Raw genomic sequence first — 13,536 nt, forward strand, 5'->3', positions numbered from 1 at the left:
AAAAAGTGATTGGTTATAATAAATTGTTTTGAATTTTCCACGGAATTATTATAAAATATAATGGTGTGCATATCTATGAGGAGCAAAGGGGAAAAAAGATGAGTGTTTTGACAGTTCAAAATATAAGTCACGGTTTTGGAGATCGGGCAATATTTGAGGATGTATCCTTCCGGCTTTTAAAAGGTGAACATGTAGGTTTTATAGGGGCCAATGGAGAAGGGAAGTCTACCTTTCTCAATATTATTACTGGGAAGCTTGTACCTGATGAGGGCAAGGTGATTTGGTCGAATGGCGTCAAAGTGGGATATTTGGATCAGCATACGACCTTAACCTCCGGAAAGACTATCAGAGACGTTCTACGGGATGCTTTTGAAAACTTATATGCACTGGAAGAAAAAATGCTGAAGATTGGTGACCGGATGGCTGATGTCAGTGGGCAGGAACTGGAAAAACTACTGGAGGAAATGGGGAATATCCAAGATATTTTAGAATCCAGTGGCTTTTATATGATTGATGCCCAGATAGAAGAAGTAGCCAATGGCTTGGGATTGGGGGCCATAGGGCTCGACAGAGAAGTACAGGACTTAAGTGGAGGGCAACGGACAAAGGTGTTGCTCGCCAAGTTGCTTTTGGAAAAACCCACGATTTTGCTTTTGGATGAACCAACAAACTATCTAGATGCGGAGCATATTGAATGGCTGACAAAGTTTTTGCAGGAGTATGAAAACAGTTTTATATTGATTTCCCATGATATAGAGTTTTTAAATAAGGTAGTCAATATAATCTATCATGTAGAAAACAGAGAATTGACTCGCTATGTGGGGAATTATAATGATTTTGTGCGGCTTTATGAAATTAAGAAGGAGCAGCAGTTGAATGCCTATCATCGACAACAGCAGGAGATCGCAAAATTGGAAGATTTTATTGCACGGAATAAGGCTAGAGTAGCTACAAGGGGAATGGCCAACAGCAGACAGAAACGGTTAGATAAGATGGAATTGATTGAAAAACCAAGGGAAAAAGCTAAACCCACCTTTTTCTTTAAGGAAGCTAGGACACCCGGAAGATTCATTTTTACAACGCAAGATTTGGTGATCGGATATGATAAACCATTGACAAAGCCTCTAAATATATGCCTGGAAAGGGGACAAAAAGTAGCGGTCATCGGTTGCAACGGCTTGGGAAAATCTACGTTATTGAAAACTTTGCTGGGGCTGATACCCTGTTATGAAGGGAAAATTGAACATGGTGATTATGTCATTCCCGGGTATTTTGAACAAGAATTGAATAGTGATAACGAGAATACGGCCCTTGAGGAGCTATGGCATGAGTTTCCGTCCTATACCCAATTTGAGGTGAGGCAAGCTCTTGCTTTGGCAGGTTTAGGAAATGATCGAATCTTAAGCAAGATGAAGGTGCTCAGCGGCGGCGAGCAGGCCAAAGTCCGCCTAAGCAAGCTGATGCAAAGAGAATGCAATGTACTGATCCTTGATGAGCCCACCAATCACTTAGATGTTGATGCCAAAGAAGAATTAAAAAAAGCTTTGAAAGAATTTAAGGGAACTATTCTTCTGGTTTGTCATGAACCTGAATTTTATCAGGATTGGGTTACGGATGTATGGAGTGTGGAGGATTGGAGTAACAAAATTGTATAATTTGCGGAAACCCTATGGATAGGAACCTCGGGCGCAAGCTCGAGGCTTTCTCATGGATCTTATGGTGTTACGGGGTGATGCCGGAAGGCTGAAGAAACTTCTTTTTTAGGAACAGGTGGATTTTTATCTTTGTCCAATAGGAAAATACATATATACCCATCCGATAGGACTGTGATATAATTGCTTGTACGGAGGCGGATAAAAATTTGTGGGGAAGAGAATATTAATACTGGGGAAAAATAGCATAGACAATGCAGAGGAAAAAATGGTCTAGAAATGATGAATTAGGAGAGATGAGAAAAAATGGAAATTTTTACATTTGACCAATTAGGTCTAAAAAACGAAATATTGAAGGCGATAGATGATTTGGGATTTGAAGAGCCTACACCCATTCAAAAAGCTGCAATTCCTGATATGTTGAAGGGGAAGGATCTTGTGGGGCAAGCACAGACAGGTACTGGTAAAACGGCTGCCTTTGGGATGCCCATTTTGCAAAGTATAGCTCCTGATGTAAGAAATCCTCAGGCGCTGATCATGACACCCACGAGGGAGTTGGCGATGCAAGTGGCTGATGAAATCCGCAAGTTTTCCAAATATATGCATGGCATCAAAACATTGGCCATTTATGGCGGACAACCGATAGAGCGGCAAATTAAAGCTTTGAAGGCAGGGGTACAGATTGTTGTAGGAACACCAGGAAGAATCCTTGACCATATCCGTAGAAGAACCATAAAATTACAGGATATTCGCATCGTCGTATTGGATGAAGCTGATCAAATGCTGGATATGGGATTTCTGGAAGACATGGAAAGCATATTAAAAGAAGTGCCGGAAGATCGACAGACTGTATTGTTTTCTGCTACCATGCCTAAAGAAATCGAAGAACTGGCGAAGAACTATCAGAAAAAACCTAAAAAGATCAAAGTGGTTCATGAAGAACTTACCGTGCCTCTCATTGAACAATACTATTACGAGGTAAGGGAAAAGGACAAATTAGAGGTATTATGCAGGATTCTGGATATGGAAAAGCCAGGGTTATCGGTGATTTTCTGCAGGACCAAAAAAGGAGTCGATGAACTAGTCGAGAGCCTGCAAAGCAGAGGATATTTTGCAGAGGGCATCCATGGCGATTTGAAACAAAGTCAAAGAGATCGCGTCATGAAGAAGTTTCGGGAAGGTACGATTGAACTGCTGGTTGCCACCGATGTGGCTGCTAGGGGAATTGATGTGGATAATGTATCTCTGGTGATCAATTATGATATACCGGAAGATATTGAATACTATGTGCATCGTATTGGAAGAACCGGGCGAGCTGGGAAGGCAGGCGTTTCCTATACCTTCGTTACCGGAAGACAAATTAACTTGCTAAAGAGCATTGAACGGTTTATTAAAGCAAAGATTAAACGAAAAAAAGTACCTACTTTAAATGATATTGCAGAAAGACAAAGAGAAATTTTTGCTGATAGAATTATCAAAACGATACAAGAGGGGCATTTGACCCATTATATCAGCATGGTGGAGCGTTTGACGGAAGAATACAGCTCCATTGATATTGCCGCTGCCTTGGCAAAACTGCTAATGGAAAGGGAAAAAATCAATTTAGCAGAGGATGCTGTTGATCCTTTTGAGGATACAGGGGCTAGCGAAGCAGGAATGGTCAGAGTTTTTATGAATATCGGCAAACGGGACAGGGTAAGAATAGGAGATATACTGGGCGCTATTACAAATGAAATAGGTTTGCCTGGCAGTTCTGTGGGCGCCATTGATATGTTTGATAAATATACTTTTGTAGAAATTCCAAAAGAAGAAGCCGCGAGAGTTATCAAGAAAATGAATAAGATTCGCATCAAAGGGAAAAAAGTAAACGCGGAACCGGCAAACGGTAGATAAGCAGAGAGAAAAATCTCTGCTTTTTTTTATGGAATTTTTATGATGGGGGAGGAATAGATTTTCCTATGGGAAGTATGATATGCATTTGGAAACCTAGGGCAATATAAAAATAAATTTTTATGTAACAATCCTTTCATAGCATATCATATTTGTCCAAAAACATTTATAATATTAGATAATAAAATGTTACAAAAAATTAATATTATAGAAATCACGAAATCTATTTTGAAAGAGAGGGGAGGAGAGAATTTTCTTGCTTCTGGATGTGGATGGGATAAATTTTTAAAGGAGGGAACAGAATGAAGAAAAGAATTATGTATTTCATGTTTTCTGTTGTAATGATTGTATCTTTGATTGCTGCAGGTTGTACACCCAAAGGGACGCCGGATACGGGACAGAAAGCTGGGGAACCGGAGGTTGTGAAGGTAGGCTGGATTGGTTCACTTACCGGGGATCAAGCAGTTTGGGGACAATGTGAACTCAATACCGTGAAAATGATGTTTGAGGAAATAAATGCAAAAGGCGGGCTTTTAGGGAAAAAAGTAGAAGTGATCGGCTATGATACCCGCGGGGATGCCACCGAAGCAGTCAATGCCGTAAAAAGATTGACATCACAGGATAAAGTGATTGCAATTATAGGGCCGAATGCCAGTGGGCAGGCAATAGCTATCTCATCTGTATTGGAAGAAATGAAAGTTCCTGATATCGCAACGGTAGCAACGAATCCGAAAGTTACAGTCGTTGATGGAAAAGTGAAGCCTTTTAACTTTAGAGTTTGCTTTATCGACCCATATCAAGGTGCTGTAGCGGCAGGATATGCAGCGGATGTTTTAGGATTCAAAAAAGCTGCGATTTTGTATGACGTGGCCGATGATTATTCTCAAGGTTTAACAGAATTCTTTGAAAAATATTTTATTGAAAAAGGTGGTCAGATTGTTGCGAAGGAAGCTTTCAAATCTGGCGATGTCGATTTCAGACCACAGTTGAGCAAGATTAAGGAATCCAATCCTGAAGTAATATTTATGCCTTACTTCTTCAAAGAGGTTGCCTTAAGTGCAAACCAGGCAAGGGAATTGGGCATCAATGCTGTTTTCATGGGCGGAGACGGATGGCCCTCTGATGTTCTGATTGAAATGGCAAAAGACGCCATCGAGGGAAGTTATATTGTAAATCACTTGGATTTTAATGATCCAGAAGTACAAGATTTTAAAGCTGCATATAAAGCGAAATACAATAAGTCGGTGGAGTTAAACGGCTACTTGGCTTATGATGCCGTAAAATTATTGGAGGCTGCTGTGAACAAGGCTAACAGCCTTGATCCTGTAGCCATAAGGGACGCTTTGGAAACTGCAAGTGTGAAGGGAATTACTGGTCAAATCAATATTAGCAAGGAAACTCATAATCCGGAAGGAAAAGATGCCGCGATTATTAAGATGGTAAACGGGGAGTATGTATTCCAACAAAAATATTCAGCAAAATAATGCTGTAGCAGAGGGGGTATACCCCTCTCTATTATTCATTGACAAACAAGGGGAGGTAAATAGATGGCTGGTTTTATGCAGCAGATTATAAACGGACTTTCCATTGGAAGTGTATATGCATTAATGGCCGTGGGATATTCCCTAGTTTACAGTATTATGAATTTTAGTAATTTTGCCCACGGCGGTGTTATCATGATAGGAGCATATATTGGTTTTTTCTTGCTTGCAGCATATAAAATGCCTTTTTATGTGGCTTTTGCATTAGCCGGTGCGGGTGCCGGCCTGTTGGCGCTGATCATAGAAAGAGTAGCATACTCACCATTGAGAAAGAGAAAAGCACCATTTTTGTATTTTATTATCTCTGCCATGGGGGCATCGATTTTTCTTGAAAATATTGTTATTGCTACCATAGGTCCTACTTTTAAGACCTACCCGAAAGTTTTTTCGACACAACCCATTACAGTCGGAAGTTTATCCGTCGGTAGGCTTGATTTGATTATGTTTGTTATATCTGCTATCAGCTTAGCTATTCTTATATTTGTTATTGAGAAGACAAAAATAGGAATGGCGATTCGTGGTACTGCTTACAGTGTCCGCGCCAGTGCTTTGATGGGTGTAAACACGGATCACGTCATCATGATTGTTTTTGGACTGGGAGGATTGCTGGGAGGAATTGCCGGTATGTTGTTTGGAATGAAGTATACGGTATATCCTCAGATCGGTTTTATCACGATAAAATCTTTTATTGCTGCGGTTTTTGGTGGATTAGGAAGTTTGCCCGGTGCAGTGATCGGCTCGGTATTGCTTGGAATTATTGAAACACTAACTTCAGGATATTTATCTTCCCAATTTAGAGATTTGATTGCCTTTGCGTTGCTCATTGTGGTTCTTATTGTTCGTCCTATGGGCTTGATGGGCAAATTTACCGAGGACAAGGCATAAGGAGGTGACGCGTCCATGGATTGGTTTTATATTCAAGGGATTTTGATTCTAGCTGGCATCAATCTATTGGCCGTACTTGGATTGTCATTATTAACAGGGTTTACAGGTCTATTTTCCTTTGGACATGCGGGTTTTATGGCCATTGGGGCTTATACAACGGCAATTATGTCGGTGAAGTTGCATTTGCCTTTTATTCCATCTTTAATGATCGGAGGACTTATTGCTGCCCTGGTAAGTTTACTGATTGGAAAACTTACGTTAAATTTAAAAGGTGATTACTTTTGTATCGCCACCTTGGGATTGGGAGAGGCGATACGATTGATTTTAGACAATGTTCAATATCTTGGCGGTGCCAGGGGTTGGCCTGGAATTCCACTGAAAACTACTTTGCTCAATGTTGTGATTATTGATATCATTGGTATTATTATTCTTGTGAATTTGATTCGATCAAAGCATGGGAGAAATATGATTGCTATTCGAGAAGAAGAAATGGCTTCCCAGATTATCGGCATCAATGTATTTCGATATAAAATGATTTCATTGATGATCAGTGCCATATATGCCGGGGTTGCCGGCGGAATGCTGGGACACTATTTAGGATTTTTGCAGCCAAAAATGTTTCAAATTGTTAAGTCAACGGAACTAACCATTATTGTCATCTTCGGGGGCTTAGGCAGTATATCGGGAAGCGTACTGGGAGCGCTGGTACTAACTTCTCTGCCTGAAATGCTGAGGACATTTGCCCAATGGAGGCTGGTTGTTTATGGAATTGCTGTAATTTTTATTATGATATCCAGACCCCAAGGGTTAATGGGAGGACATGAATTTTCTTTCCATGCCGTTAAAAAAATTATCTCTTCCATGTTTTACAGAAAGAAACAGCGGGGATTAGGAGGGAGATAAGAGATGAATATTCTGGAGTTTAACAATGTGACAAAGCAATTCGGTGGTTTAACGGCCGTAGGAAATGTGGATTTTCAGGTTGCAAAAGACAGCATTTTTGGATTGATTGGTCCCAATGGCGCAGGAAAAACAACAATTTTCAATTTAATTACAGGTATTTATCATGTAACAGAGGGAGAGATTCTTTTTGAAGGAAAAAGAATCAATGGTCTTCAACCTTATCAGATTGCCCAATTGGGTATAACGAGAACCTTCCAAAATATAAGATTGTTTAAAAAACTAACCATCTATGAGAATATTCTTACTGCCTGCCATGAAAACGGTAACTATGGCATCTTTGATGCAATCCTCCGAAATGGGAAGTATAAAAAACAGGAAAGAATCATGCACGAAAAGACCCAGACATTAATGGAGATTATGGGACTTGAAGATAGAAAAGATATCATTGCGGCCAATTTGCCTTACGGCTGGCAAAGACGATTGGAGATCGCCAGAGCTTTGGCTTCCAATCCCAAGCTGCTTCTTTTGGATGAGCCCGCGGCAGGAATGAACCCTGATGAAACCTTAAAACTAATGACGTTGATTCATGAAATCAGAAAGCAGTTCAAAGTGACGATGATAGTCATTGAGCATCATATGGATTTGATTATGGGTGTCTGCGATAAAATTATGGTATTAAACTTTGGACAAAAACTTGCAGAGGGTACTGCCCAAGAAATTCAAGAAAATAAGAAAGTTATTGAAGCCTATCTTGGGGAGGAGGAAATGCATTGTTAAGCATCAGAGATCTTAATGTATACTATGGAGGGATTCACGCCTTAAAAGGTGTTTCGATTGATGTGGAAGAAGGACAGATAGTATCCATTATAGGTGCCAACGGGGCAGGGAAATCTACCCTTTTAAATGCAATCTCGGGAATGGTAAAGCCAAAGGAAGGGCGTATTTTGTTCAAAGGAAAGGAGCTGCCGCCAGCTCCCCATAAAATCGTGGAACTGGGAATTTCTCAAGTACCTGAAGGCAGGCTGATATTTGCGAATTTGACTGTGAAAGATAATCTTATGATGGGAGCTTATTTGCGAAAGGATAAAATAGGTATAGAAAAGGATCTGGAAAAAGTATTTGCGCTTTTCCCAAGGATGAAGGAACGGATCCATCAGATGGCAGGAACATTGAGCGGAGGGGAACAGCAAATGCTGGCCATTGGAAGAGGATTGATGAGCAATCCCGACTTGATTCTGTTGGATGAACCGTCCCTTGGCTTAGCCCCGTTGCTGGTAAAGACAATTTTTGACATTATTGAAAGTATCCAACAAATGCGAAAAACCATTCTGCTGGTAGAACAGAATGCATATAAAGCCCTTTCTATAGCAGACAAAGCCTATGTACTGGAACAGGGCAAAATTGTAAAAGAGGGCAGCGGAAAAGAATTGATAAAGGATAAATCTATACAGGAAGCTTATTTGGGAAAAAAGCAAAAAAGTGAAGAAACACTGGCTTAGAGGCTGGTGTTTTTTATGCCCATGGTGGTTCTCGCAGGTTTATTTCGAGACAGTGAAATCATAAAATCTTTCCAAATATTTCGTTGAAAAACAGCATATCCTAATTTAGAATAAAGGTAGAAGGGAGGCGAAAACCATCAATAGAAAATATGGAGAGAAAAAGACGGTTTTGAAAGCTTCCATGGGTCTCCTAAAAAGGATTGGTCTTTTGCCTAAATTTTTAAAGGATCCTCAGGCTTCCTTATGGAAAAAGCTCATGGTTATTTTAGGAATTGTCTATGTCATCAGTCCCTTTGATATTCTGCCTGATCCTGTGTTGGGATTGGGATTTGTGGACGATGCGGTATTGATTGCCTATATGGTATCGAAAATATTCGATGAGTTGGAAAAATATGCGCCGGAAGGTGCGAAAGGGAAATTTGATCGAGATAAAGTGATAGATCATGTGGAATATAAGATAGACGATGAATAGAGCATCGCGTAGGATGCTCTATTTTTATGGAGAGATGAACTTGCCATAGGAACAAAGCATTTTTATGGGGGGACATGGGTGTAGAAGGATGTTTTGGGTATTATATAGATGAAATCAGTTACCAGAAGGAGGTTTTGGCTTCATGAAAATCTATACTAAAACAGGAGACAAAGGACAAACAAGTTTGTACGATAATAGCAGAATCGAAAAAGACAGTCTTCGGGTAGAAAGTTACGGAACAATAGATGAATTGAATTCAAATTTGGGTTTTGCAAGAAATTTTGTAGAAGATGATGGCATTGTAAAAATTTTGTATGATTTGCAAAGAGATCTTTTTAATGTGGCGGGAGAACTGGCTACAAGGGATAGGAAAAAATTTCCTGAGCGCATCCATGAAGGTCATGTAACGAATTTGGAAAAAATCATTGATGACTATCTTGAAAAGATTGATAAAGTTGGCAAGTTTATTATACCCGGAAGCAATAAAGCCAGTGCGTCCCTCCATGTGGCCAGAACCGTATGCAGAAGGGCAGAAAGAAAGATTTTGGCATTGCGACGGGAAGAAGAAGTGAGTGAAATTTTGATCAAATATGTAAACCGCTTGTCCGATGTGCTCTATACGTTGGCAAGATATTTGGAAACAGAATTAAAATATGTGGAATTTCAAAAGCCATCAAAATAGATGAGTGAACGAATAAAAAACACGAACATTTATACAAAATATTAATAGAATGTACATTTTCTAGAAAAATTGTGTTATAATGATGATAGCAATGTGAAAGAGGTGAAAAAGGATGGAAAAAGACATCAAAGAAATTTTATTTTCTAGGGAAGAAATAGAGAAAAAAATTGGGGAATTAGGCAATAAAATTGCGGATGACTATCGGGGGAAAGATTTGGTTTTGGTAGGCGTATTAAAAGGTGCCAATGTATTTATGAGTGATTTGATGCGGAAAATCAATATCCCCCTGACCATAGATTTTATGGCTGTAACCAGTTACGGATTGTCTACGGAAAGTTCCGGGGTAGTAAAAATATTAAAAGATTTGGATCATAGCATTGAAGATAAAGATGTGTTGGTTGTCGAAGATATTATTGATACAGGTCTTACCTTGCATTACTTGTGTGAAAATTTACTATCCAGAAAGCCGAAAAGTTTGAAAATATGTGCTTTGCTTGATAAGCCTGACAGGAGAAAGATAGATATTCCAATAGACTATAAAGGATTTGACATTCCTGATGAATTTATTGTGGGATATGGAATTGATTATGCGGAACAATATAGGAATCTGCCTTATATTGCTGCCTTAAAGAGAGAAGTATATGAAAAGTAAAGGATTGTATTTGTACGATTTGATAAGAGGGCAAGGAAAGATGGTATCGGCAAGAATAAAAAATCATAGGAACTCCTATACTAATATTGTGGATTCCCTATATAGATAAAGGAGTGATATGATGCAGCCTGCTGTGAATTTTGAAGAAATTAAAGAAAGATTTAGAAAAGCCAGCGTTGATGAAAAAATAGAAATTTATACAACTACCCAAGGCTTGACTGTAGAACAATTTAAGGAGCTGTTAAGGATGTTTCCACTGCAGCATCTGGATAAACTGGAAAGGGCCATGGGATAGAGGGGCTAACCATAAATCATCTTATGTTCATGATGAACCATGGAAAAGAACCTCCTTGCTCAAATGGTAACCGGTATTTGCAAGGAGCTTCTTTTTTTTACTGGAAAAAATCATTGTATTTTTGTCAAAAATGTTTAAGGCATATTGCGAATGGATAATTATATACATGTAATAATTGAAACTTCAGAGGGAGGATGATAGCATGAAATTATTCAAGTGTCAAGTATGCAATTATATCCATACGGGAAATGAGGCGCCTGAAAGATGTCCGAAATGTGGAGCACCGAGGGAGAAATTTGTGGAACTTAATGAAGAGGAGACCACAAAGGTTGTACGTTCTGAATTTACAAATGGTTTGCACATGGAACTTTATAATATTCTTCAAGAAGTTGAAGATATTTCCGATGCAGGAATTGAAGATGATTTGGATCCCGGATGTGTTGCTATATTCCATAAGGCCAAGGAGCAAGCCCTTTTATTGAGAAAGATGATTGTGGCGGAACTTGAGATCCACATGAAAAAGGGCAAATGGGGAGTTGAATAAGAGCACTGGGTGCTCTTTTTTTCTTGAAAGGCCTTGGAAAATAGAAATCTTTATAGTAAGATGAAAGGGGAGCAGAAATAATTTTATTATTTTAAGCACCAGAGGAGGCGCTATATCGATGAAGGCTTTGGTCATACTGGGGAGTCCCAGGAGTAAAAAGAATACAGACATTTTGCTTGATCAAGTAATCAAGGGTTTATCTTCTAAGCAGATGGAAATTGAAAAAATTTTGTTGGGCCAGCTGACGATCCGCCCCTGCATTGCCTGCAATGCCTGTGGCAAGACAGGGCATTGCTTTATGAAAGATGACATGGGAGAAATCTATAGAAAATTTGACCAATCGGATATTATTGTTTTAGGATCACCTTTATATTTCAACTCTATTACGGGAATTGCGAAGATGATGATTGACCGGTGCCAGGCACTCTGGTCCAGCAAATATATATTCCGTCAACCCTCCATCGATAGAAACAAAAAAAGAAAAGGTGCTTTTATTTGTACTGCCGGAGGAAAGCAGTCAGAGCATGGTTTTATTGGTGCTACTGTTGTAATGGAGTTATTTTTTAAAGCTATCAATACCGATTATACATATAATCTGCTGGTAGACAATACCGATAAGGTGTTTACGGGAGAACGTTCCGATGTTCTTGAAAAGGCTTATGCCATCGGCCAGGCATTGGCAGATTTTTAGGGGAGGTGATCGCATGGTGATTGTAGAAACAACCATTGTACCTCTGGGAACTGGCAACCCCAGCATTAGTTCCTATGTGGCTGCATGTCATAAGGTACTTCAGGAAGAAAGCAGGGTCCGATATCAACTGACACCCATGGGAACAATTATTGAAGGAGATTTGGATATCATCCTGCAGGTGATACGAAAAATGCATGAAGTGCCCTTTGAAAATGGTGCCTTAAGGGTATCTACCACCATCAAAATCGATGACCGGAGGGACAAGGTTGCTACCATGGATGGGAAAGTGAATGCAGTACAAGAAAAACTGGCAAAATAGCAAGGGGGACAAAAATCTTCCTTGCTATTCCTTCGTTGATTCATTTGATTTTTGAAAGACATAGAGATATAATATATGAGTATTCTGTATACATCACATTTTATTTTTATATAAATAAATTTAGGAGGGATTTTACATGTCCAACATGAAAGTGCCTGTAGGTTTATCCAACAGACATATCCATTTAAGCAAGGAGCACATCGATATTTTATTCGGCGAGGGCTATGAATTGACAAAGATGAAGGATTTGTCCCAGCCAGGCCAATATGCGGCCAATGAAAAGGTAGATATCATTGGGCCGAAGGGAACGCTAAAAGGAGTAAGAGTTTTAGGGCCTGCCAGAAAAGAAACACAAGTAGAAATATCTTTCACAGACGGTTTTGTATTAGGAGTAAATCCTCCGGTAAGGGATTCAGGTGATTTGGAAGGAAGTCCGGGGGCTGTGATCAAGGGGCCTAAGGGTGAAGTAACTATTGATAAGGGAATCATTGCCGCAGCTAGACATATCCATATGCATACTTCCGATGCGGAAAGAATGGGACTTGTGGACAAACAAACCGTTTGTGTAAAGGTTGATGGGAAAAGAGGATTAATCTTTGATAATGTTTTAGTAAGAGTACATCCTACCTATGCCCTGGAGATGCATGTAGATATTGATGAGGGAAATGCTGCTGGATTAAAAAATGGGGATATTGTTGAAATATTATAATACATTGGAGGTTATTTCAATGAATATTGCCAAATACATCGACCATACCATTTTGAAGCCTGAGACGCAAAAAATCGATGTGATCCGGGTCTGCCAGGAAGCCAAACAATATGGTTTTTATTCTGTCTGTATTAATTCATGCTACGTGCCGTTGGCAAAGGAACAGCTGAAAGGAACGGATATCAAAGTAACGGCAGTGGTGGGATTTCCCCTGGGAGCCATGGATATGAAAGCGAAGGCTTATGAAACAAAAGTAGCTGTGGAAAGGGGAGCTGATGAGATTGATATGGTCATCCATATTGGGGCCCTGAAGGACAAGGATGATGATTATGTAAGGGAAGATATAAAGCGTGTAGTTGCTTCCTTGAATCAAAACACTTTATTGAAAGTAATCCTTGAAACGTCTTTGCTGACAGAAGAAGAAAAGATCAAAGCCTGTGAATTGTCCATGGAAGCAGGAGCTCATTTTGTCAAGACTTCTACCGGCTTTTCAACGGGGGGAGCTACTGTAGAAGATGTGCGGCTTATGAAAAGAATTGTCGGCGACCGTTTAGGGGTCAAGGCTTCCGGTGGCATTCGCAATTATGAAACGGCCATGAAGATGATTGAGGCAGGGGCCACTCGTTTGGGAATCAGTGCTTCTGTTGCAGTGGTTCGTGGTATGGAGAGTGAAAATAGCAGCTATTGAAAAGAATGGTAAAAAGCCATTCTTTTTTCTTTTCAAAGATATAGTGATTGGTTTATACTGGAGATATGAAATGGTTTGGAAAAACATATGGGAAACGTGGAGTATAAAAAGAAG

The 13,536-nt window shown here is 39.6% G+C and carries 16 protein-coding genes; all 16 read left to right on the forward strand.

Annotated elements, in window-relative coordinates:
* The first annotated feature begins 98 nt into the window (after positions 1-98).
* Positions 99-1,655 (forward strand): ABC-F family ATP-binding cassette domain-containing protein, encoded by a 1,557-nt coding sequence (locus AN619_RS06775; protein WP_068555965.1) that lies wholly within the window; start codon positions 99-101, stop codon positions 1,653-1,655.
* A 303-nt stretch (positions 1,656-1,958) separates the two neighbouring features.
* A complete protein-coding gene (locus tag AN619_RS06780; RefSeq protein ID WP_068555966.1) occupies positions 1,959-3,545 on the forward strand; it encodes a DEAD/DEAH box helicase in 1,587 nt (528 codons plus the stop codon).
* 299 nt (positions 3,546-3,844) lie between these two features.
* Positions 3,845-5,026, forward strand: coding sequence for an ABC transporter substrate-binding protein (locus AN619_RS06785; RefSeq protein ID WP_068555967.1), 1,182 nt, complete (start codon positions 3,845-3,847; stop codon positions 5,024-5,026).
* 63 nt (positions 5,027-5,089) lie between these two features.
* Positions 5,090-5,968: a branched-chain amino acid ABC transporter permease gene (locus tag AN619_RS06790; RefSeq protein ID WP_068555968.1), complete on the forward strand. Its 879-nt coding sequence runs from the start codon at positions 5,090-5,092 to the stop codon at positions 5,966-5,968.
* A 15-nt stretch (positions 5,969-5,983) separates the two neighbouring features.
* Positions 5,984-6,871: a branched-chain amino acid ABC transporter permease gene (locus AN619_RS06795; RefSeq protein ID WP_068555969.1), complete on the forward strand. Its 888-nt coding sequence runs from the start codon at positions 5,984-5,986 to the stop codon at positions 6,869-6,871.
* 3 nt (positions 6,872-6,874) lie between these two features.
* Positions 6,875-7,648: an ABC transporter ATP-binding protein gene (locus tag AN619_RS06800; RefSeq protein ID WP_068555970.1), complete on the forward strand. Its 774-nt coding sequence runs from the start codon at positions 6,875-6,877 to the stop codon at positions 7,646-7,648.
* The gene (locus AN619_RS06805) at positions 7,642-8,370 is read left to right on the forward strand and encodes an ABC transporter ATP-binding protein (protein WP_068555971.1); all 729 of its coding nucleotides are present in this window, start codon (positions 7,642-7,644) and stop codon (positions 8,368-8,370) included. Before AN619_RS06800 ends, AN619_RS06805 begins: the two co-directional genes overlap by 7 nt.
* 208 nt (positions 8,371-8,578) lie before the next feature.
* A complete protein-coding gene (locus AN619_RS06810; protein ID WP_198153254.1) occupies positions 8,579-8,842 on the forward strand; it encodes a YkvA family protein in 264 nt (87 codons plus the stop codon).
* Between the two features lie 142 nt (positions 8,843-8,984).
* Positions 8,985-9,524 carry a cob(I)yrinic acid a,c-diamide adenosyltransferase gene (locus tag AN619_RS06815; RefSeq protein ID WP_068555973.1) on the forward strand — a complete coding sequence of 180 codons (540 nt, stop codon included), beginning with the start codon at positions 8,985-8,987 and terminating at the stop codon, positions 9,522-9,524.
* Positions 9,525-9,636: 112 nt separating this feature from the next.
* On the forward strand, positions 9,637-10,176 hold the full coding sequence (gene hpt, locus AN619_RS06820) for a hypoxanthine phosphoribosyltransferase (protein WP_068555974.1): 540 nt from the start codon (positions 9,637-9,639) through the stop codon (positions 10,174-10,176).
* A 121-nt stretch (positions 10,177-10,297) separates the two neighbouring features.
* A complete protein-coding gene (locus tag AN619_RS16130; RefSeq protein WP_198153255.1) occupies positions 10,298-10,471 on the forward strand; it encodes a hypothetical protein in 174 nt (57 codons plus the stop codon).
* A 202-nt stretch (positions 10,472-10,673) separates the two neighbouring features.
* Positions 10,674-11,015 carry a rubredoxin-like domain-containing protein gene (locus AN619_RS06825; protein WP_068555975.1) on the forward strand — a complete coding sequence of 114 codons (342 nt, stop codon included), beginning with the start codon at positions 10,674-10,676 and terminating at the stop codon, positions 11,013-11,015.
* A 118-nt stretch (positions 11,016-11,133) separates the two neighbouring features.
* Positions 11,134-11,706, forward strand: a complete 573-nt coding sequence (locus AN619_RS06830) for a flavodoxin family protein (RefSeq protein WP_068555976.1) — start codon at positions 11,134-11,136, stop codon at positions 11,704-11,706.
* A gap of 13 nt (positions 11,707-11,719) precedes the next feature.
* Positions 11,720-12,025, forward strand: coding sequence for an MTH1187 family thiamine-binding protein (locus tag AN619_RS06835; RefSeq protein ID WP_068555977.1), 306 nt, complete (start codon positions 11,720-11,722; stop codon positions 12,023-12,025).
* Between the two features lie 145 nt (positions 12,026-12,170).
* A complete protein-coding gene (gene pduL / locus AN619_RS06840; protein ID WP_157064946.1) occupies positions 12,171-12,734 on the forward strand; it encodes a phosphate propanoyltransferase in 564 nt (187 codons plus the stop codon).
* A gap of 19 nt (positions 12,735-12,753) precedes the next feature.
* Positions 12,754-13,422 carry a deoxyribose-phosphate aldolase gene (gene deoC / locus AN619_RS06845; RefSeq protein ID WP_068555979.1) on the forward strand — a complete coding sequence of 223 codons (669 nt, stop codon included), beginning with the start codon at positions 12,754-12,756 and terminating at the stop codon, positions 13,420-13,422.
* Positions 13,423-13,536: the final 114 nt, after the last annotated feature.

This window comes from Thermotalea metallivorans (genome assembly GCF_001562415.1).
GTDB classification, from domain to species: domain Bacteria; phylum Bacillota; class Clostridia; order Peptostreptococcales; family Thermotaleaceae; genus Thermotalea; species Thermotalea metallivorans.

Excerpts from the sequence above, each read along its gene's own strand:
- AN619_RS06775 (WP_068555965.1), top strand. The coding sequence starts at position 99 with ATGAGTGTTTTGACAGTTCAAAATATAAGTCACGGTTTTGGAGATCGG.
- AN619_RS06780 (WP_068555966.1), top strand. The coding sequence starts at position 1,959 with ATGGAAATTTTTACATTTGACCAATTAGGTCTAAAAAACGAAATATTG.
- AN619_RS06785 (WP_068555967.1), top strand. The coding sequence starts at position 3,845 with ATGAAGAAAAGAATTATGTATTTCATGTTTTCTGTTGTAATGATTGTA.
- AN619_RS06790 (WP_068555968.1), top strand. The coding sequence starts at position 5,090 with ATGGCTGGTTTTATGCAGCAGATTATAAACGGACTTTCCATTGGAAGT.
- AN619_RS06795 (WP_068555969.1), top strand. The coding sequence starts at position 5,984 with ATGGATTGGTTTTATATTCAAGGGATTTTGATTCTAGCTGGCATCAAT.
- AN619_RS06800 (WP_068555970.1), top strand. The coding sequence starts at position 6,875 with ATGAATATTCTGGAGTTTAACAATGTGACAAAGCAATTCGGTGGTTTA.
- AN619_RS06815 (WP_068555973.1), top strand. The coding sequence starts at position 8,985 with ATGAAAATCTATACTAAAACAGGAGACAAAGGACAAACAAGTTTGTAC.
- hpt (WP_068555974.1), top strand. The coding sequence starts at position 9,637 with ATGGAAAAAGACATCAAAGAAATTTTATTTTCTAGGGAAGAAATAGAG.
- AN619_RS16130 (WP_198153255.1), top strand. The coding sequence starts at position 10,298 with ATGCAGCCTGCTGTGAATTTTGAAGAAATTAAAGAAAGATTTAGAAAA.
- AN619_RS06825 (WP_068555975.1), top strand. The coding sequence starts at position 10,674 with ATGAAATTATTCAAGTGTCAAGTATGCAATTATATCCATACGGGAAAT.
- AN619_RS06830 (WP_068555976.1), top strand. The coding sequence starts at position 11,134 with ATGAAGGCTTTGGTCATACTGGGGAGTCCCAGGAGTAAAAAGAATACA.
- AN619_RS06835 (WP_068555977.1), top strand. The coding sequence starts at position 11,720 with ATGGTGATTGTAGAAACAACCATTGTACCTCTGGGAACTGGCAACCCC.
- pduL (WP_157064946.1), top strand. The coding sequence starts at position 12,171 with ATGAAAGTGCCTGTAGGTTTATCCAACAGACATATCCATTTAAGCAAG.
- deoC (WP_068555979.1), top strand. The coding sequence starts at position 12,754 with ATGAATATTGCCAAATACATCGACCATACCATTTTGAAGCCTGAGACG.